Here is a 19,348-nt window from a genome sequence, read left to right on the forward strand (position 1 = left end):
ATTAATTAGATACAGGTCATGAGGTAACTTCATGTATTTAGGGCTAGATTTAGGCACATCAAGCGTTAAAGCGATTATAATGAATGAACAAGGTGACGTTGTCACTAGCCATTCAGTTCCTTTAACAATTTCACGCCCTCACCCTCAATGGTCAGAACAAGATCCACTACAATGGTGGCAAGCAACAGAAGAAGCCATTCTTCAGCTTGGATGTCATTTTCCAATGGATCAAATTGAGGCGATTGGATTAAGCGGACAGATGCATGGCGCCGTTTTGCTTGATGATCAGCAAGCGGTTTTACGTCCTGCAATATTATGGAATGATGGACGCAGTTTTAAACAGTGCCAAATGCTTGAGGCGCAATATCCTCAGTTTAAAAAAATCACGGGTAACTTAGTTATGCCCGGCTTTACTGCGCCAAAACTACAATGGGTTGCTGAATATGAACCTGAAATCTTTCAACGCATTGCACATGTTTTATTACCTAAAGATTTTTTACGTTGGAAGATGAGCGGTAATTTCGCCAGTGATATGTCAGATTCAGCTGGTACGCTTTGGTTAGATATGCAAAAACGAGATTGGAGTGATGAGCTTTTAAAGGCAACAGGATTAACGCGTCGTCAAATGCCCACGTTGTTTGAAGGTAATCAAATAACGGGCTATCTATTGGCTGATATCGCTAAAAAATGGCAGATGAAACAAGTACCTATTATTGCTGGTGGCGGCGATAATGCAGCAGGTGCAATTGGCGTGGGTGTTTATCAACCAGGTCAGGCAATGCTTTCTTTAGGTACGTCGGGTGTTTATTTTGTGGTGAGTGAACAGTTTCTCCAAAATAGTGATAATGCCGTACACAGTTTTTGTCATGCATTACCTAATACTTGGCATTTAATGTCGGTGATGCTGAGTGCTGCATCATGTCTTGATTGGGTGTGTCAACTAACAGGTATTGAGAGTGTGAGTGCGATGTTTGAAGAAATTGAACACGCTACTTTTGCTGATAGCCCTCTACTTTTTTTACCTTATCTTTCAGGTGAACGGACACCTTATAACAACCCTAATGCGAAAGGTATCTTTTGGGGATTAACCCATGAGCATCAACGAGCTGATTTATGCCAAGCGGTTCTAGAAGGAGTGAGTTTTGCGTTACGGCAAGGTATTGAAGTTGCTGAAAATGCAGGTCAATCAGCTGATAATATTACATTAATTGGTGGTGGAGCCAGAAGTGGATATTGGCGGCAACTGCTTGCTGATATTACAGGAAAAACACTTGATTATCGCCAAGGCGGTGATGTTGGCCCTGCTCTTGGTGCAGCAAGATTGGCTCAATTAGCGGTAAATCCAGCACATTCATCACAAGTTATTCTTTCTCAACCTAAGCTTAAAAAACGTCATACACCAAATTTAGAAAAACATAAAATATACGATAAAAAATATCATGCATTTAAAAAGTTATATTCATTAATAGAGACGATGGAAATATAACAATATTGCGTCAATATCAGGGTATTTAGAGCAATTAATTGAAAGTAAAACCTTTAAGGTAACTCCTTGCTAGTAATCGAATTTACTAGCAAGGCAAAAAATTAACGATATCCCCGACTGTGGTTTTTGGCTGACCAACTGTAGGTTTCATCACTCGGGGCTAGTTTTTGTTTTTTCTTGAGGGCTTGTGCTTTTTTGGTGGCTTTTTCAACTTCGAGGGAGATTTCGGTAATAATGGAGTCTTTGACTTTGTTCATTTCAGCATTCGTTAATTCACGCCCTAATTTCTTTCTCTCTTGACCTATTCGGGTTCTTACTCGCATTTGTTGGGCATCTGTCATTTCTTGGAGTGTCAGTTTCTTCATTCTATTACCCTACTTATGTTGAGTGAGGAGTCTTTAATATAGCATTATCCCGTTATTGCATCATCACTATATTCTTAAATTTAGATCGCTATTTTATTGAAGATCCATTACGCCTTAAAAAAGCGCGTAATGGATGAAGTTTAATAACTAATAACTTAAATAATTAAATTAATTTCAAAAAGGTCACTTTGAATTCATCAATATCTTGTTGTGTTGTTGCCCAAGAAGTACAAAGACGTAAACAACTCAAATTAGGGTCTTCAAGTAAAACACGATGAAAAACAAACTGCTGTGTTAATTTTTCTGCAATCGTGTTTGGCAAAATAACAAAAATTTGGTTGGATTCTGGTGGCGCTAAAAATTCAAAACCTTGTGCAGTAAAGAACTCAGTTAATTGTGATGCCATTTCATTAAGGTGTTTACCTAATTTGAAATAGAGATCCTCTTTAAATAAAGCTTCAAATTGCGCGCCTAATAACCAGCCTTTCGCTTGTAATCCACCCTTTTGTTTTAAGCTAAAACGAAAATCAGATTTTAGTGCTGGGTGACAAATCACTAGCGTTTCAGCTGACATTGCACCAATTTTAGTGCCACCAATATAAAAAGCATCGGTTAAGCTAGCGATATCTTCGATAGTCAGATCGCTTTGTGCAGACATTAATCCTGCTGCCAAACGAGCACCATCAAGATATAACCATAAGTTATGCTCGTTACAGAAATCACGCAGTGCTTGCAACTCCGCTTTGCGATAAACCGTACCAATTTCGGTGGCATTCGTAATATAAACAAGCTTAGGTTGAACCCAGTGTTCATCGTTATGTTCAGCGAGAATAGGTTTTAACAATGCGGGCGTTAATTTACCATCTGCCGAAAAAGTGGTGATAACTTTGTGCCCCGTTGCTTCAATAGCACCTGTTTCATGTGTAGCGATATGCCCAGTACTAACAGAAATAACAGCTTGGTGTGGACGTAAAAAATGAGAGATAGCGGTTAAATTAGTAATGGTGCCACCATTAAAAAAGTGAATATCTGCACTAGGTTGTTGAATACGCTGTTTTATTGATTGAGCAGCTTGATGACAAAGCTTATCCATACCATATCCATCATAGCGTTGCCCTATTGTATCAGTGATTGCTTTCATGACCGCAGGATGTGCAATTTCATTATAATCATTTTGGAAGCGGTACATGTGTTCTCCTGTCGAATGTTGTGTTTTTATCGTGTTTTATAAAGAAAAAAGAAAAACGCTTTACATCTAATCAATACAAAGATTGAATGTAAAGCGCTTTAATATATTGAAAAAGTCAGTTATTTAAAACCGATTATTTGATATTAATTATTTAAAGCAAACCTCGCCCCAACGTGCTAATCCTGCGGTGACAGAGCCAAAATCATTACCTTTAACAATAGGAACATTGGGTAACTGTTGTTCTATTGCTTGGCATAAAATAGGCGAACGAGCCGAACCTCCAGTCATAAAGATAGCGTCCGGTTTTATTCCCCCTTGTTTTACCGCATCATTAACCAATTCAATCATTTTGCTTTTTGGTGATTCAATAGATTCAACCATTTGATCACGTTCAATCGTTAATTCTAAGGTTTCACTTAATAACGCGATATTAGCAATATATTCAGGAGAATCTGATAAGGCAATTTTGGCTTCTTCAGCACGTCGAACAATGCTGTAACCCAATGTTTCATTATAGACTTCAATAAGGCGTGTTATTTTTTCAGGCTCTTTTGCGTCCCGTCTTAACTGATTTAATACAGCAAGGTTTTGACGAGAATAAAAATCTTTTTGAGCTTCTACATTATTAATCGCAATAGGATCCCAGAACTGTTTCAGAGGTAATTTAATACCTGAAGACGTTAACCCTGTCATACCAAATAATGGCATAATTTGTTTAAAAGCAAGGTAAATATCAAGATCATTACCACCAACACGTTGTCCACTATGCGCAAGTAATGTGTTTGAACGGTCGGTTTTACCTTGATAACTTGGCCCCATTTGAATTAATGAGCAGTCAGTTGTACCACCACCAATATCAACGACTAATACAGTTTGGTCTTTAGTTAACGTCGACTCATATTCAAGTCCGGCAGCAACAGGTTCAAATTCAAACATAATATTCTTAAAGCCAGCTCTTTTAGCTGCACGGATAAGAATGCTTTCAGCTTGCCTATTTGAAGCATCGCCACCTAACCCATTAAAGTTAATAGGTTTGCCAATAACGGTATCTGTGATCGCTTCTTGTGTGGTTTTTTCTGCTTGGTGCTTAATATTTGCCATCATGGCGCAAACTAAATCTTCAAAGAAGCTAATTTGTATCTCATGTAGGCCTGATGCACCTAAAAAGGATTTAGGTGATTTAACGTAATAGACATCACGAGGATCACGTAGGTATAAACTTAATGCAGATTGTCCGAAAAGAATATCTTCAGGAACTAATTCAATATCTTCTTCTCGATTAAACGCGATCGATTTTCTTAGTAATTGTTCGCCAACTTCACTGGACGGTTTAATATTTAAATGGCGAAATAAGTGCTCAGAAACGGATTCACGGGTTGGCGCACAAAGGGTTGATGGAATATACACATCATTACCTTCTAAAGGCAAAAGAGTGGGTTTTCCCTCTTTCATCATTGCAACAGAACAATTCGATGTTCCGTAGTCAAAGCCAATAAACATTTAGCCTCCCCAATAGACTTCATTAAAAAAAGACTGAGCACTCTACATCAAGCTTTTTGTAATTACCATCAGATTATGTGGTTTGAAAGAGAGAAAATAAGTGAAATCATTCAGCATATTAGAGGCTTAGAGAATAGAGTTGCTATTTAGATCGGATATAAAGTAATTTTTATCACAACTCATCGTTATTGTTAAATTGGGTTTTAATCCACCTAAATAACAGTCAACCGAGTCGGTAAATAAATGAAATAAACACCCCACCGCAATGGCTTTTAATTTCCATGAGGGTAAAAACCATATGCCTAAGTAAATTAAAGCAGCCCAACTGGTATGTAATGGGTGAAAACCCACGCTACAACGGTTGAGATCAAAAATAGGTGTTGCTAACAAATGGTCAATATCAATAGCCATTGTTCCTATCATAAGAAGTGAGGCTATCTTCCAATTCTTACGCCAGAAAAGATAGCCTAATAAAATAGGAGCTAAAAAGTGCAAGCTGTAATGTAAAAGCGTTCTAACAATCTCAAATATCACATAAACCTCGTAACAGTATCTACTTTTAACGGTTCATTTTAAATAAATAACACCCTGCTTTATTGGGTTTTATTCAAGAATTTCTTCACCATTAGCTTTTAAAATAGCCTTCATCATCCAATGTTTTTTAGACCAACCATAAAAAATAAGATGTGATGCTTTATCATCATAATTATAGTCATGTGGCGTATTTATTACGGTTATTAGCCCATTCCAAATGGGTATAAATAACGTTTTAAAATATTGAGATTGGGTATCAATATAGTTCTCTGCCCATAAGATAAATTGTTGAAGCTCTTCTTGTGATGAATAAGAGAGGTAAAAAATACATTGTCGCCATGCATATTTCTAGAAAAAATTATTCTGTCAGAAATAACACTTTATAATTTAATAAAAACATACGATCAAAGCGTGTCATCACATGCTCTTAAGAGTATAGTAGTCAATCTTTCAGCCAGACTAGATATAACAATTTTTATTATGGAATCAGCGTTTTCTGCTCAAAATATTCGACATATTCTTGCTAATAACACACCTATTATTGATGTGCGTGCGCCTATTGAATTTAATCAAGGTTCGATCCCTAATGCTATCAATTTGCCTTTAATGAATGATGAGGAACGCGCTGCTGTGGGGACTTGTTATAAACAGCAAGGTTCACAAAAAGCGGTTGATTTAGGGCATCAATTGGTGAGTGGTGAAATTCGTGACAACCGTATTGCAGCTTGGCGTGAAGCTTGTGAGCAATTTCCCAATGGTTATATTTGCTGTGCTCGAGGAGGAATGCGTTCTCATATAGTTCAGCAATGGCTTAAAGAAATAGGTATAGATTATCCATTAATTGAAGGTGGATATAAGGCGTTAAGACAGACTGTTATTGAAATGACCAATGAATTGGTTCAACGGCCTATTATCTTAATTGGTGGATGTACCGGTAATGGAAAAACGACTTTAGTGCGTTCATTACCTGAGGGTATTGACCTTGAAGGTATTGCACACCATCGAGGTTCATCTTTTGGCCGCACTGTAGAAGAACAATTTCCTCAAGCCACATTTGAAAACCATCTTGGTGTTGAAATGTTGCAGAAAGCACCGAAATATACACGATGGGTACTTGAGGATGAAGGTCGTGCTATTGGCGCCAATGGATTACCTGAATGTTTACGAGCAAAAATGGTTGAGGCTTCAATAGTTGTTGTTGATGATCCCTTTGAACGACGCATAGAACGTTTGAAAGCAGAATATTTTGATCGTATGACACACGATTTTTTAGATGTTTATGGCGAAAATGAAGGCTGGCAAGCTTATAGTGATTATTTACATCATGGGCTATTTGCAATACGTCGTCGATTAGGCTCTCAAAGAGCCTCTGAATTAACTCAATTACTTGATAAAGCATTAGAAACACAAAAAATGAGTGGTAATACAGAAGCGCATTTTTCTTGGTTAACCCCTTTACTTAAAGAGTATTACGATCCTATGTATCGTTATCAATTAAGTAAAAAGGAAGATAAAATTATTTACCAAGGAAGTTATGAAGAAGTCATGCAGTGGTTTAAAAATTAGTAGATAGCTAAAATTTCTTGTATTAAATGCGTATACCAAAGAAAAGCCCCGTAAATTTATGTTACGGGGCTTTAATGCTGTAATGATCCTAAACTTTGATAATGAGATAAATATATTATTTCCAAAATGGAAATTAGAGATTGCTTTTTTGTCATTAGGTTTCAGTTTCTTTGACGACTAGAATGCCTCTTCATCAGAATAATTGAGGTGGCTGGATGACAAAATATATCCTTTTTAGCTTTTGTTTAGTGCTGATTTACCCTCTTGGTGTGGATTTACATTTAACAGGTTTAACGGCAATAGCGAATGATTTAGACGCATCAGAAGCGACATTACATCAAGCTTTTTCAATTTATTTAATGGGCATGGTTTCATCCATGTTAGTTGCAGGATGGTGTAGTGATAATTTAGGGCGTAAGCCCATTGTATTGCTTGGAACAGCTATTTTCTTATTGGCATCATTTAATGCGGGAATTTCTGTAACGGAAAATAATTTTTTAATTGCACGTTTTTTCCAAGGTATTGGGGCTGGGTTTTGTTACGTTGTTACCTTTGCGATATTACGAGATACATTAGCTGAAAAACAACGCGCTAAAGTCCTTTCTATGATAAATGGTATTACTTGTATTATTCCAGTATTAGCGCCTGTTTTAGGTTTTCTGATCTTATTAAAATTTAAATGGCCAGTGATGTTTTATGCTATGGCAATCTATGCGCTATTAATTTTTATTTATTGTTTCTTTGGAATAAAAGAAACTAAACCAAAACAGTGGACTAAAAATAACACAATCACTGGTGAGTCTTTCTTAAATAGTTTCTTTTTAAGTCGTTTGCTTATTTCGTGCTTGGGAATGAGCGTGATCCTGACTTATGTTAATATCTCTCCAATCGTGATTATGCAACAAATGCATTACACTACTGGGCAGTATTCAACAGCAATTACATTGCTTTCAATGGTCAGTATGGCAACGTCGTTTATGATGCCTAAAATTTTAACAAAACTTCGTTATGAAACCATTTTATATACTGGCTTATCGAGCTTTTTAGGTGCAGTTATTTTTCTTTTTATTGGAAAAAACAGTGATCCTCGTTGGTTCTTTGCTTCATTTTCATTATGTGGTGCGGGGTTTGCGTTGTTATTTGGTATTATAATGAGTCAAGCGCTCTCTCCATTTAGTCAGCGTGCAGGGCTTGCCAGTTCGATTTTAGGGATTTCGCAATTGAGTTTTGCATCTCTCTATATCTGGACTATGGGATGGTTGGGAATATCTGCAATTAATATGCTGATGGTTATATTGTCTGCTAGTTGCCTTATTGGTTTTACCTTTTTGCATCTCTTTCGTTCTTCTGGACAACAACAAAAGGTGAATTGTGATGCATAAGCCATTACATCGAATAGACTTGAATTTATTAGTTATTTTTCAAATTCTTTTACAAGAGCGCAGTGTTACATTAACTGCAAAATGGTTGTCTATTTCGCCTTCAGCAGTCAGTAAAGCATTGGCTAAATTACGGATTTGGTTTGATGATCCCCTTTTCGTTCGTAGCCCTCAAGGATTAATTCCAACACCTTTGACATTAAGTATTGAAGAGTCTCTTTCTGATTTTATTAATATTGGTAACCATATCGCGAGCAAGCAAAATAGCGAAACGCCTAAAGGTGTTCATTTCAGTTTAATATTAGAATCTCCTTTACATCAGGTACTACTCAATCAATTTCCTTTGGAAATATTGAATTATTATCCTCAATCAATGGTGCAAATACGAAATTGGGAATATAACTCGTTATCAAGCATTATCGATGGTGATGCTGATATTGCTTTTTTAGGTCGTGAATATTATTCAGGCTCTAAAGAGGCGTTACATTTATTACCTGAAGTCATCGATTGTGAAGAGCTTTTTCGTGATACACCATTGGTTTATGTTCGAAAAAATCATCCTTTATTAAATGAACCTTGGAATTTAGAGACATTTTTGCACTATTCTCACATTTCAACAGAATATGATAAACGTGCTCATTGGGCATTAGATGAGATATTGGCAGAGCATGGGCGTTTACGTAATATCGCGATAACTTACACGTCATTTGAGCAAACTTTATTTACGATTTCTCAACCTAATCATGAACTCATTACTTGTTTGCCTGGATATTGTGTCCATTATACCTCACGAGTTTTACCTAATTTAGTAACATTGCCTATCCCTCTACCACATAGTGTTTCTGAACAACTTGATATTTCATTTATTTTACTATGGCATAAACGCCATGCGTATAATTCTAAAGTGCTGTGGTTAAGAGAAACTATCAAAAATAGTGTTAATCAGTTTATGCAGAAAAATACTTATTAAAAGTTTTACTGCTATTTTTACTGCTATTTAAAATAGAAAAAGGTGCAAATGCCCCCTCTTCTATTTCGTCTATTTCTTCTATTTTACTTTTTAAATTTAGATGAGAAAAATCATAATCCCACAATTTGCCTATTTTTAGGATAAGAAAGGGTGTAATTTAGAGGTAATGATTTTTCCTCTTTTGCACCTAATGTGATATTCCATTTAATTTCGCCAGTATCTTTATCAAGTACGCCATCTTTATAAACCGCATCTGCTACATTGATATTGTTTTCCTGACTCAGTGGTAGCTGATCGTAAATAGTTACTTTTACAGGAGAATTGTAAGTGTTTCTTAGTTTAATGGTATAACTCTCAAATTAGATAACAGAATAAACTTAAAGATCTAATAGCGTGAAGGTGAAAAGAATAGATAAAACAGTATATTAGTATTTTTAATTAAATGAATATTTAAATAATAAGGATTATCTTAATGATGGGGAAATATTTAGCTTTTATTAGCTTTATATCGTCTTGTTTAGATAAGAATAAGAGAAAAATTTCAGTAATAAACAATGAAAAAGGCAGTTTAAAAACAAACTGCCTAGGATAAAAATATTACTATCGATTTTTATTTAACAACTTCACCGCTGTCGATAACAGTTTTACGCACTTTATCAGAGAAATCTTGCGCTTCTTTAATAATGGCTTTTTCATCAACTGTTAATAATTGGCGATCTTCCATTAAGATTTTTCCATCAACAATGGTATGACGAACATTACTTCCATTTGCACCATAAACTAATGCTGCATAAGGGCTATACATTGGCACCATGTTAGGTGATTTAGTATCAACAACGATAATATCAGCAAGTTTACCTGATTCTAAAGATCCCAATTTATCTTCCATATGTAATACTTTCGCCGACCCCATTGTTGCCAGCTCTACAACGGTTAATGGTGGCATAGCAGCACGATCTTTATTCTCTAACTTATGGATTTTACCCACAAGATTTAGCTCATTCATCGTCGTTAGTGTGTTACTTGACATTGGGCCATCAGTCCCTAAACCTACACGAACACCTTTTTCTAGCATCGCGACGACAGGCGCCACACCTTTCGCTGATTTAGTATTTGCACTAATATTATGAGCGACACCAACATCATATTTTTTCAGTAAATCAATATCGTTATCATCGACCATAATTGCGTGAGCCGCGATAACTTTATTATTTAACGCTCCGATATCTGCCATATATTGAACTGGGCTTTTACCGCCAGTACGTTTAGCGATTTCTTCTTGTTCACGATCAGTTTCAGCTAAATGGATCATAACAGGAACATCAAGTTCTATTGATAACTTAGCAATTTTCTGAAGGTTTTCTGTGGTATTTGTGTAAGGAGCATGTGGTGCAAATGCTGGGATAATACGAGGGTGATCTTTATATTCTTTAATAAAGTTTACTGCGTATTGGATACCCTCTTCTGGTGTTTTTGCATCGGCAACAGGGAAATTAATAACAGACTCTCCTAATACTGCACGATTACCCATTTTATCAACAGTCTTGGCTACTTCATCTTCGAAATAATACATATCAACGTAAGTTGTTACGCCACCTTTTACCATTTCGATATTTGCAAGATCAGCACCTACTCTGACCATTTCGCGAGAAACCATTTTGCTTTCAAGTGGGAAAATATAACGGTGAAGTCTGTCTGGCACATCATCGGCTAATGAACGAAATACCGTCATCGAACCATGAGTATGGGTATTAATTAAACCCGGCATCACAATATCACCATCAACATCTAATACTTTATTAGCTTGATACTCTTTAGAAAGCTCAGGGCCACCAACGGCAATAATTTTATTTTCTTTTACGACAACAGTACCCTGTTCAATGATTTTATTTTGCTGATCCATAGTCAGAACAGTGCCGTCAACTATCATCAAATCAGCCTGTTTTGCCGCGTAACTAGAAAAGGAGACAGCCATTACAGCCAAAGCAAGCATAGATTTAGAAAATGACATCATTACCTCTCGTCTTGATGGGAAAATTTCCTTAAGATTATAAATAAATTCATTGGTTTTTGATATCAATTGAAAGTGAATGAGATCACCGAATAAATAATTAATTGAAGTTATTATCGCATTTGTTTACTGACTTAAATTAAGCGCGCTTTTTTTGTTGTAAAAGCCACTTATCTAATTCATTCGCAAAAAGTTGGCGGTCACGCTGACTTAAACTTGCGGGTCCTCCAGTTTGAATACCGCTTGCTCTCATCGTATCCATAAAATCACGTATATTTAAACGTTCACGAATAGTTGCTTCAGTATAACGTTCACCTCTTGGATTCAGTGCTACTGCGCCCTTTTCTATGACTTCGGCAGCTAATGGAATATCAGCGGTAATAACCAAATCATCTTTATTGGTGCGGCGAACAATTTCGTTATCAGCAACATCAAACCCAGCCGAAACTTGTAATGTACGTAAGAAAGGCGATGCAGGTACAATTAATCGTTGATTAGCAACAAACGTAATAATCACTTTTTCTCTATCTGCTGCACGATATAACACTTCTTTGATTACTTTTGGACATGCATCAGCATCAACCCATATAGGCATAACAACACTCTCTTTGTTATTTTCGGTATTAAATGGTCTATATTTATGGTGTTTAAAATAACACATTAATACTAACTAAGTGATTGAAGCTTTACTCTTTCTCGTCTCCTTTTCTTTATTTGCTTAAAAACCCTTCTTTTTATGCCTTTTTTGTTTATTTAAGCATCCATTGTGCATGAGATCACAATTTTACCTTGATCAAAATCAAAGATGTATTCTATTTGCCATTTTTATGTTGATGAATACCAAAACTTAAATTATAAAGCGAATGATAATAATTACCGATCTCATTAAGGTCTGCGACTATGTGCATTCAATTTAAATCTTGCTTCGTGTTGTCCGCTTTAACACTCTCACTCTCTCAATATGCTATTGCTGATAATGCTCCACCTAAAGAAGAAACACTTGTTGTGACAACAACACGTAGCGCAACTTCTTTATGGAACAGCCCTGCTACTATCCAAGTTATTGATAAAGAAACATTAAGCCAATCAAATTCATCTTCTATTGCTGACCAATTACGTGATATTCCTGGTGTTGAAGTTACAGACAATAGCCTTGCTGGCCGTAAACAGATCCGTATTCGTGGAGAAGCATCATCACGTGTACTTTTATTGGTTGATGGACAAGAAGTAACCTATCAACGAGGCGGTCAAAATTATGGTGCCGGTATTTTAATTGATGAATCTGCACTAGAGCGTATTGAAGTGGTTAAAGGCCCCTATTCTGTGCTTTATGGCTCACAAGCTATTGGCGGTGTGGTGAATTTAATTACTCAAAAAGGTGGCGATAAGCCTTTTGGGGGAAATGTCAAAGTCGTTTATGACTCAGCAACGATGGGATGGCGAGAGTCTGCATTAATTTCAGGTACTGTCGGTGATTTTGAATATCGCCTTAATGGAAGTTATGCCGATCATGGTGATAGATATACTCCTGATGGGCGTTTACCTAATACGCATTTTAGAAATAACGGTCAAGGTGCATGGTTAGGTTATAAAGTGGATAAACATAAGTTTGGTCTTTCGCTCGATCGTTATAATTTATCAACACAATCTTATTATGCTGATGAAGGAAAATATCAAGAGTTTAGCGTTAAAGTACCTAAACTTGAGCGTGAAAAAGTCGGTTTATTTTATGACTATGATGCTGATACAGATTATTTCAAAAAACTTCATATTGATGCCTATACACAACGTATAGAGCGAAAATTTGAAAACCGTGTTGGTGTTGTTACCCCAACGGGTAGCCCAATGATTGGTAATTTAACCGTTAAAAACCGAACTCAGTCTGAAGACACTCAAAATACTTATGGAATGACTATGCAGGCTAATTTTACTTTACCTGCAAATAATGAGTTAATTTTAGGCGCTCAATATCAACAAGATAAAGTAAAACAAACGTCCGCTGGGCAGACTTCTTCAAATAGTACAACGGGTTTTCCACCTGCTGTTAATTATGAAAAACAATCTCTTTTGCATAACCGCAGTAAACAAACCAATATCTCTGTTTTTGCCCAAAATGATTGGAAAATAACAGATGATTGGTCATGGACTATGGGCGCCAGACAATATTGGTTGGAATCAGAATTACAAGATGGTGATGAAACTATTCACCATAATAAAACAGGAACAAGTTATAAGACATTAGCTTACGATTCTGTGAAAGATAACGCTTTTATTGTGTCATCTCATTTGCGTTATTCTGGATTTAAAGATACAGAATTACGTCTCGCGTTTGCACAAGGTTATGTTTTCCCGACACTTGTTCAGCAATTCATGAACACAACTGCTGGCGGTGCGGTGACTTACGGTAATCGCGATCTTGAAGCAGAACATTCTAATAATGTGGAATTTGGTGCGCGTTATAAAGGGAATAATTGGTACATCGATAGCGCGATTTATTATTCTGAAGCTAAAGATTACATCACATCTATCGCTTGTGCGGGAGAACGTATTTGCGAAGGAAATAGTAAAACTGGCCGAGCAGATTATTTCTATTACGACAATATCGATCGCGCGAAAACTTATGGTATGGAAGTGATGGCTCAATACCAAGGTTGGTCAATTACTCCTTATGTTTCTGCCAATGTGATACGTCGTCAATTTATTGGTTCAACATTGAAAACATGGGATACCGGTGAACCAACATTAACTTCTCGTATTGGTGCTAAGCATTTATTACTGCTCAATAATATGAATCTAATGTCGGACTTATATTTAAGAGCAGCAACAAAAGCGAAAGATCATAGTAACCCCGAAAATAAACAGCACTATGCAGGTTGGACGACGGTTAATCTTTCATTGAGTACGGAATTTGGTCATAACGATCAATACCGTATTAACTTCGATTTAAATAATATTTTAAATAAGCGTTATCAAACGGCTCATGAATCTATTCCTGCCGCGGGAATTAATGCAGCAGTTGGTCTGACATGGGCATTTTAATTATGAAAAAAATAGTAATCGCACTTAGTTTGTTATTGTTGCCTTTTAACTTAATGGCAAAAGAAAACAAAAATAATGAACGCTGGGTTATTGCTGGAGGCTCTATAACGGAATTGGTTTATGCCATAGGTGCTGGCAATAAGGTTGTCGGTGTTGATGAAACAACGTCTTATCCTGAACAAACACAAGCATTGCCTCATATCGGATATTGGAAACAGTTAAGTACAGAAGGCATTCTGTCATTACGCCCTTCTACTTTTGTGACTTGGGATGATGCTGAACCTAGAATGGTATTACGCCAACTCGCACAACATAATGTAAAGGTTATTTCTTTACCAAGAACACCCGCTACGTTTGAATTAATGCTTAAAAATATTCGTACCTTAGCGGTTTCATTAGATAAACAGACAGAAGCAGAAACTTTGATTAGTTCACTGCAATCTCGTTTAACGACGATCACAGCTAAAAATAATCACATTAAGCGCAAAGTAAAAGTATTGTTCTTTCTTTCACCAGGAGGGGGAATTCCTCAAGTTGCAGGAAAAAACAGTGTTGCAGATGCCATTTTGGCATTAGCGGGTGGAGATAATATCGCCACTCACGAAAATTATCGTATCTATAGCGCAGAAGCCATTATCGCGGCTGACCCAGAAGTTATCGTTATAACCACACAAAGCCAACAAAACCATACTGGCGGTATAAGATCCTCTGAAGGATTAGCGTCCGTTCCCGGTGTCTCAATGACACAAGCATGGAAAAATCAACGCATTATTGAAATTGATCAATCCCTTATTTTGGGAATGGGACCTCGTATTGTGGATGCCGTGGAGTTATTGCATCAACAATTTTATCCCGCTGATCCTGTTAATGATAATAAGTAGGAATGATTTAATAATGAAAGAGTTAGTCGCAACACATAGCACGCAATTTTCGACTGAAATCGATCTTACTCCCCATTTTGCACTTGAGGGTGATAGCCCTTTTCGTGATAGACATGCCACAATGCCGTGGCGAGGCTCTGTACCTATTGTGAAAGGAGATCAACAATCTACATGGCAAACACTGTTAAACAGTAAAACGCCTGCGTGTAAACGTTTGTTGTATATTCATATCCCTTTTTGTGCAACGCATTGTACATTTTGTGGTTTCTATCAAAATAACTATCACGAAGCAGCCTGTAAGCGTTATACCGACGCATTACTGCGTGAGATATCGGCTGAATCAGATAGCTTACTTTATCAGTCAGCACCAATTCATGCAGTTTACTTTGGCGGTGGAACCCCTTCTGCATTATCAGCAAAAGATCTCTATCGTGTGATCACACATTTACGCCAATCACTCCCCTTAGCACCAGATTGCGAAATCACGATTGAAGGTCGCGTTTTAAATTTTGATGATAATCGAATTGATGCTTGTTTAGATGCAGGTGCAAATCGATTTTCTATTGGTATTCAAACCTTTAACAGCAAAATACGTAAACGAATGGCAAGGACATCAACCGGTGAAGAAGCCGCTAAGTTTATGAAAGGACTCTGTTTACGAGATAGAGCTGCTGTGGTGTGTGATCTGTTATTTGGATTACCGGGACAAAATGCGCTGAATTGGCAAGAGGATCTGACTATTGCCCATGATATTGGCTTAGATGGTGTCGATTTATATGCCTTGAATTTATTGCCAAATACACCATTAGGTAAAGCTGTCGAAAATCAACGTGTGACAGTACCAACACCGATAGAAAGGCGAGCGCTTTATCTTCAAGGTTGTGATTTTATGGATAACGTGGGTTGGCGTCAGATCAGTAATAGTCATTGGGCTAGAACAACTCGTGAACGCAATCTCTATAATTTATTAATTAAACAAGGCGCGGATTGTCTTGCCTTTGGCTCTGGTGCTGGTGGTTCAGTTAATGGTTATTCTTGGATGATTGAACGCTCACTCGATAATTATTATCAAAAAATCACGGATAACCAAAAACCGTTGATGATGATGAGCCGTACAACAGACAGCGGTTTTCGTTGGCGTCATGAACTACAAGCGGGCATTGAATGTGGTCGTGTTGATTTAGCCAAATTAAGTCCGCAAGCGACTCAGCTCTCCCCTTTATTAAATCAATGGTATCAAGCAGGTCTTGTTGAAGATGATTTTCTTTGCATGAAACTGACCAATGAAGGTCGGTTTTGGGCAAGTAATTTACTGACTTCCTTACAGCAATTAATTTTGCAGTTAAATACTCCTCGTTAATCTCATCACCCTTACTATTAATGAAAAGATGGAAACAACATCATGAATACAGAGTTACAACAATTTTTAATGACAGAGCCTGATGGCACATTGGAAACTATTGCGACGCAATTTAATACAACGTTATTAGACGTTGTAAGACATTTACCATCACGTTCATTAATGGGTGGTGAGCAATTCGATATAGTGTGGGATAACGTCATGAAATGGGGTAATGTCACCACGCTTGTGCATACTCAAGATGTTATTTTAGAGTTTAGCGGTGAATTACCAAGTGGTTTTCATCGTCATGGCTATTTTAACTTACGTGGTAAAAAAGGAATGACAGGCCATATTAAAGCCGAAAATTGCCAATATATTGCGATGATCGAGCGTAAATTTATGGGTATGGATACCGCCTCTATCTTATTTTTCAATCATGAAGGCGTTGCAATGTTTAAGATTTTCCTTGGTAGAGACGAACATCGTCAATTGTTACCAGAGCAATTATCAGCCTTCCGTCAATTAGCACAACAATTAAATAAGGAATAATTGCGCGTGAAAACATGGGTTATTTTTGGCGCTGGCGGTAAAGGTGTTGGCGCACATATTGCAGATATTGGCGTTACACAACGACGCCCTATTGTGGCTTTAGTTCGTTCCGAAGAGGCAGCTAATCGGTTAGAAGAAAAAGGGATCAAAACAGTTATCGGCGATGCGATTGATGCTAAGGCTGTTGAAGCTGTTTTAACATTGGCAGGAAAAGAAGCAGACATCATTTCCACAATGGGCGGTGAAAATGATTATTTAGCTCATCGAACCGTAATTGATACTGCGGAGAAAATGGGTTTTCAGCGTATGTTAATGGTTTCTTCGTTAGGGTGTGGCGATAGTTGGGTCGCGTTATCTGACAGAGCAAAAGCCGCGTTTGGTCAAGCTGTGAGAGAAAAATCATTGGCTGAAGTGTGGTTGCAAACCAGTCGTTTTGATTATGCGATTGTCAGACCCGGTGGATTACTGAATGGTGAAGAAACGGGTAAGGCTCAGCTTTATCAATACGAAGAAACTCATGGTTTAGTTAATCGCCGAGATGTTGCACGTTTAGTGGCACAACTTCTAGACGCTGACCTTTTAGACGATCAAGTCTATGCCGTAGTTGAACCTGGTTTAGTGCCTTCTAAATAAGCACGTTATGTATTAATATCTACTCTATTATTCTTGGAGATAGCACTTTTGTGTTATCTCTTTTTTCTTATTTTTCTCGTGGGCAATAACTCACATTACGATGTGTTTTTCTCTCACAACAAAAATTCCTTTATAGTCATTCGTCACTTTACTGTCTTAATAGGGGTAACTTGTGGCATAATGCCGCCCCATTACCTTTTGTCATTCACTAATAATGAGTATTCGTCTTGTTAATCAGCAATAATATCACTATGCAGTTTGGCTCAAAGCCTCTGTTTGAAAACATTTCTGTCAAATTCGGTGGCGGAAATCGCTATGGTTTAATCGGTGCCAACGGTAGCGGTAAATCAACCTTTATGAAAATTTTAGGTGGCGATTTAGTGCCAAGTAGCGGCAACGTATTTCTCGATCCTAATGAACGCCTTGGTAAACTAAAACAAGACCAGTTTGCTTATGAAGAGTTTACTGTGCTTGATACGGTAATTATGGGTCACACAGAACTTTGGGAAGTGAAGCAAGAACGCGAACGCATCTATAGCTTACCTGAAATGAGCGAAGAAGACGGTTTACGTGTTGCTGATCTTGAAGTGAAATTTGGTGAAATGGACGGTTATACCGTTGAATCTCGTGCTGGCGAATTATTGCTAAACGTAGGTATTCCATTAGAACAACATAATGGCCCTATGAGTGAAGTGGCTCCCGGTTGGAAATTACGTGTGTTACTTGCGCAAGCCCTGTTCGCTGATCCAGATATTCTATTATTGGATGAACCGACGAATAACTTGGATATTGATACCATTCGTTGGCTTGAGCAAACGCTAAATGAACGTAACAGTACCATGATCATTATTTCCCATGATCGCCACTTCCTAAATATGGTCTGTACGCACATGGCAGACTTAGACTATGGTGCGCTTGCTGTTCATCCCGGTAACTACGATGAATATATGTTTGCAGCGACTCAAGCTCGCGAACGTTTATTAGCGGATAATGCGAAGAAAAAAGCACAGATTAGTGAATTACAATCTTTCGTGAGTCGCTTTAGTGCTAATGCATCTAAATCACGCCAAGCAACCTCTCGTGCAAAACAAATTGAGAAAATTCAATTAGCAGAAGTGAAAGCGTCTAGCCGTCAAAACCCATTCATTCGTTTTGAACAAGAGAAAAAATTATTCCGTAATGCGCTTGAAGTGGAAAATATCTCTAAAGGCTATGATGATAATGCCCCGCTGTTTAAAAACGTCAATATGATGCTTGAAGTGGGCGAAAAAGTGGCTATTTTAGGTAATAACGGTGTGGGTAAATCGACAATGATCAAAACATTAGTCGGTGAATTAACACCTGATACAGGTCGTTTAAAATGGTCTGAAAACTCAAACATTGGCTATTATGCACAAGATCACGCAACTGATTTTGAAGTGGATATGACAGTATTTGATTGGATGAGCTTATGGATGAAACCAGAAGACGATGAGCAATCTGTACGCAGCGTATTAGGTCGTTTACTGTTCTCTCAAGATGATTTGAAGAAATCAGTCCAAGTTTTATCTGGTGGTGAAAAAGGTAGAATGTTATTTGGTAAGCTAATGATGCAAAAACCAAACATTTTAATTATGGATGAGCCGACCAACCACTTAGATATGGAATCTATCGAATCATTGAATATGGCATTAGAGCTTTATCAAGGTACGTTGATTTTCGTTTCTCATGACCGAGAATTCGTTAGCTCATTAGCAAACCGTATTATTGAAATTACACCTGAAAAAGTGACTAATTTCCAAGGAACTTATGATGAGTTCTTAGCGAAAAAAGGTGTTGAGGCTTAATCGCCGCCCTATTTATTAAATAGTAGATAAGATAAATGAAAAAGGCTTAGTGAATTGACTAAGCCTTTTTAAATTTAG

At 37.3% G+C, this 19,348-nt stretch carries 17 protein-coding genes; 10 read left to right on the forward strand and 7 right to left on the reverse strand.

The window, feature by feature from the left end:
• Nucleotides 1-31: 31 nt before the first annotated feature.
• Nucleotides 32-1,486 carry a xylulokinase gene (gene xylB / locus JEP71_RS01255; RefSeq protein ID WP_198619530.1) on the forward strand — a complete coding sequence of 485 codons (1,455 nt, stop codon included), beginning with the start codon at nucleotides 32-34 and terminating at the stop codon, nucleotides 1,484-1,486.
• A 101-nt stretch (nucleotides 1,487-1,587) separates the two neighbouring features.
• Here the strand turns inward: xylB and JEP71_RS01260 are convergent, their stop codons facing one another.
• From JEP71_RS01260 to JEP71_RS01275, 4 genes are all read right to left on the reverse strand, one after another.
• Complete coding sequence (locus JEP71_RS01260) at nucleotides 1,588-1,851, reverse strand: DUF3811 domain-containing protein (protein WP_040133167.1); 264 nt, start codon at nucleotides 1,849-1,851, stop codon at nucleotides 1,588-1,590.
• 163 nt (nucleotides 1,852-2,014) lie between these two features.
• A complete protein-coding gene (locus JEP71_RS01265) occupies nucleotides 2,015-3,040 on the reverse strand; it encodes a threonine aldolase family protein (protein WP_198625615.1) in 1,026 nt (341 codons plus the stop codon).
• Nucleotides 3,041-3,187: 147 nt separating this feature from the next.
• Nucleotides 3,188-4,540 (reverse strand): molecular chaperone, encoded by a 1,353-nt coding sequence (gene yegD, locus JEP71_RS01270; RefSeq protein ID WP_198625616.1) that lies wholly within the window; start codon nucleotides 4,538-4,540, stop codon nucleotides 3,188-3,190.
• 126 nt (nucleotides 4,541-4,666) lie between these two features.
• Nucleotides 4,667-5,074 carry a DUF6122 family protein gene (locus JEP71_RS01275; RefSeq protein WP_198625617.1) on the reverse strand — a complete coding sequence of 136 codons (408 nt, stop codon included), beginning with the start codon at nucleotides 5,072-5,074 and terminating at the stop codon, nucleotides 4,667-4,669.
• Nucleotides 5,075-5,554: 480 nt separating this feature from the next.
• On the opposite strand from JEP71_RS01275, the gene mnmH reads away from it, so the two are divergent.
• The 3 genes from mnmH (at nucleotide 5,555) to yidZ (ending at nucleotide 8,989) form a co-directional block, all read left to right on the forward strand.
• Nucleotides 5,555-6,640: a tRNA 2-selenouridine(34) synthase MnmH gene (gene mnmH / locus JEP71_RS01280; protein WP_040133163.1), complete on the forward strand. Its 1,086-nt coding sequence runs from the start codon at nucleotides 5,555-5,557 to the stop codon at nucleotides 6,638-6,640.
• A 215-nt stretch (nucleotides 6,641-6,855) separates the two neighbouring features.
• A complete protein-coding gene (locus JEP71_RS01285) occupies nucleotides 6,856-8,022 on the forward strand; it encodes an MFS transporter (protein ID WP_198625618.1) in 1,167 nt (388 codons plus the stop codon).
• Nucleotides 8,012-8,989, forward strand: coding sequence for an HTH-type transcriptional regulator YidZ (gene yidZ / locus JEP71_RS01290; protein WP_332872256.1), 978 nt, complete (start codon nucleotides 8,012-8,014; stop codon nucleotides 8,987-8,989). Before JEP71_RS01285 ends, yidZ begins: the two co-directional genes overlap by 11 nt.
• A 110-nt stretch (nucleotides 8,990-9,099) precedes the next feature.
• On the opposite strand, the gene JEP71_RS17730 is transcribed toward yidZ, so the two are convergent.
• From JEP71_RS17730 to JEP71_RS01305, 3 genes are all read right to left on the reverse strand, one after another.
• Nucleotides 9,100-9,333: a DUF4139 domain-containing protein gene (locus JEP71_RS17730; RefSeq protein ID WP_198625758.1), complete on the reverse strand. Its 234-nt coding sequence runs from the start codon at nucleotides 9,331-9,333 to the stop codon at nucleotides 9,100-9,102.
• 266 nt (nucleotides 9,334-9,599) lie between these two features.
• Nucleotides 9,600-11,000 (reverse strand): amidohydrolase, encoded by a 1,401-nt coding sequence (locus tag JEP71_RS01300; protein WP_198625620.1) that lies wholly within the window; start codon nucleotides 10,998-11,000, stop codon nucleotides 9,600-9,602.
• 139 nt (nucleotides 11,001-11,139) lie between these two features.
• The gene (locus JEP71_RS01305; RefSeq protein ID WP_040133470.1) at nucleotides 11,140-11,595 is read right to left on the reverse strand and encodes a YaiI/YqxD family protein; all 456 of its coding nucleotides are present in this window, start codon (nucleotides 11,593-11,595) and stop codon (nucleotides 11,140-11,142) included.
• 305 nt (nucleotides 11,596-11,900) lie between these two features.
• Between JEP71_RS01305 and JEP71_RS01310 the strand changes: the two genes are divergently transcribed.
• From JEP71_RS01310 to JEP71_RS01335, 6 genes are all read left to right on the forward strand, one after another.
• The gene (locus JEP71_RS01310; RefSeq protein WP_198625621.1) at nucleotides 11,901-14,039 is read left to right on the forward strand and encodes a TonB-dependent receptor plug domain-containing protein; all 2,139 of its coding nucleotides are present in this window, start codon (nucleotides 11,901-11,903) and stop codon (nucleotides 14,037-14,039) included.
• Between the two features lie 2 nt (nucleotides 14,040-14,041).
• Nucleotides 14,042-14,920: a heme/hemin ABC transporter substrate-binding protein gene (locus tag JEP71_RS01315; protein WP_040133469.1), complete on the forward strand. Its 879-nt coding sequence runs from the start codon at nucleotides 14,042-14,044 to the stop codon at nucleotides 14,918-14,920.
• 13 nt (nucleotides 14,921-14,933) lie between these two features.
• Nucleotides 14,934-16,280, forward strand: a complete 1,347-nt coding sequence (hutW, locus tag JEP71_RS01320; protein WP_198625622.1) for a heme anaerobic degradation radical SAM methyltransferase ChuW/HutW — start codon at nucleotides 14,934-14,936, stop codon at nucleotides 16,278-16,280.
• 42 nt (nucleotides 16,281-16,322) lie between these two features.
• Complete coding sequence (hutX, locus tag JEP71_RS01325) at nucleotides 16,323-16,811, forward strand: heme utilization cystosolic carrier protein HutX (RefSeq protein WP_232797447.1); 489 nt, start codon at nucleotides 16,323-16,325, stop codon at nucleotides 16,809-16,811.
• Between the two features lie 6 nt (nucleotides 16,812-16,817).
• On the forward strand, nucleotides 16,818-17,444 hold the full coding sequence (locus tag JEP71_RS01330; protein WP_198619521.1) for an NAD(P)H-binding protein: 627 nt from the start codon (nucleotides 16,818-16,820) through the stop codon (nucleotides 17,442-17,444).
• A gap of 227 nt (nucleotides 17,445-17,671) precedes the next feature.
• A complete protein-coding gene (locus tag JEP71_RS01335; RefSeq protein ID WP_198625623.1) occupies nucleotides 17,672-19,270 on the forward strand; it encodes an ABC-F family ATPase in 1,599 nt (532 codons plus the stop codon).
• Nucleotides 19,271-19,348: the final 78 nt, after the last annotated feature.

The organism is Proteus sp. PR00224 (assembly GCF_016238105.1).
Taxonomy (GTDB): Bacteria; Pseudomonadota; Gammaproteobacteria; order Enterobacterales; family Enterobacteriaceae; genus Proteus.

Coding starts and splice junctions, on each gene's coding strand:
- JEP71_RS01260 (WP_040133167.1), bottom strand. CDS start 1,851: ATGAAGAAACTGACACTCCAAGAAATGACAGATGCCCAACAAATGCGA.
- JEP71_RS01265 (WP_198625615.1), bottom strand. CDS start 3,040: ATGTACCGCTTCCAAAATGATTATAATGAAATTGCACATCCTGCGGTC.
- xylB (WP_198619530.1), top strand. CDS start 32: ATGTATTTAGGGCTAGATTTAGGCACATCAAGCGTTAAAGCGATTATA.
- JEP71_RS01285 (WP_198625618.1), top strand. CDS start 6,856: ATGACAAAATATATCCTTTTTAGCTTTTGTTTAGTGCTGATTTACCCT.
- JEP71_RS01315 (WP_040133469.1), top strand. CDS start 14,042: ATGAAAAAAATAGTAATCGCACTTAGTTTGTTATTGTTGCCTTTTAAC.
- hutW (WP_198625622.1), top strand. CDS start 14,934: ATGAAAGAGTTAGTCGCAACACATAGCACGCAATTTTCGACTGAAATC.
- JEP71_RS01310 (WP_198625621.1), top strand. CDS start 11,901: ATGTGCATTCAATTTAAATCTTGCTTCGTGTTGTCCGCTTTAACACTC.
- yegD (WP_198625616.1), bottom strand. CDS start 4,540: ATGTTTATTGGCTTTGACTACGGAACATCGAATTGTTCTGTTGCAATG.
- JEP71_RS01305 (WP_040133470.1), bottom strand. CDS start 11,595: ATGCCTATATGGGTTGATGCTGATGCATGTCCAAAAGTAATCAAAGAA.
- hutX (WP_232797447.1), top strand. CDS start 16,323: ATGAATACAGAGTTACAACAATTTTTAATGACAGAGCCTGATGGCACA.
- JEP71_RS01300 (WP_198625620.1), bottom strand. CDS start 11,000: ATGTCATTTTCTAAATCTATGCTTGCTTTGGCTGTAATGGCTGTCTCC.
- mnmH (WP_040133163.1), top strand. CDS start 5,555: ATGGAATCAGCGTTTTCTGCTCAAAATATTCGACATATTCTTGCTAAT.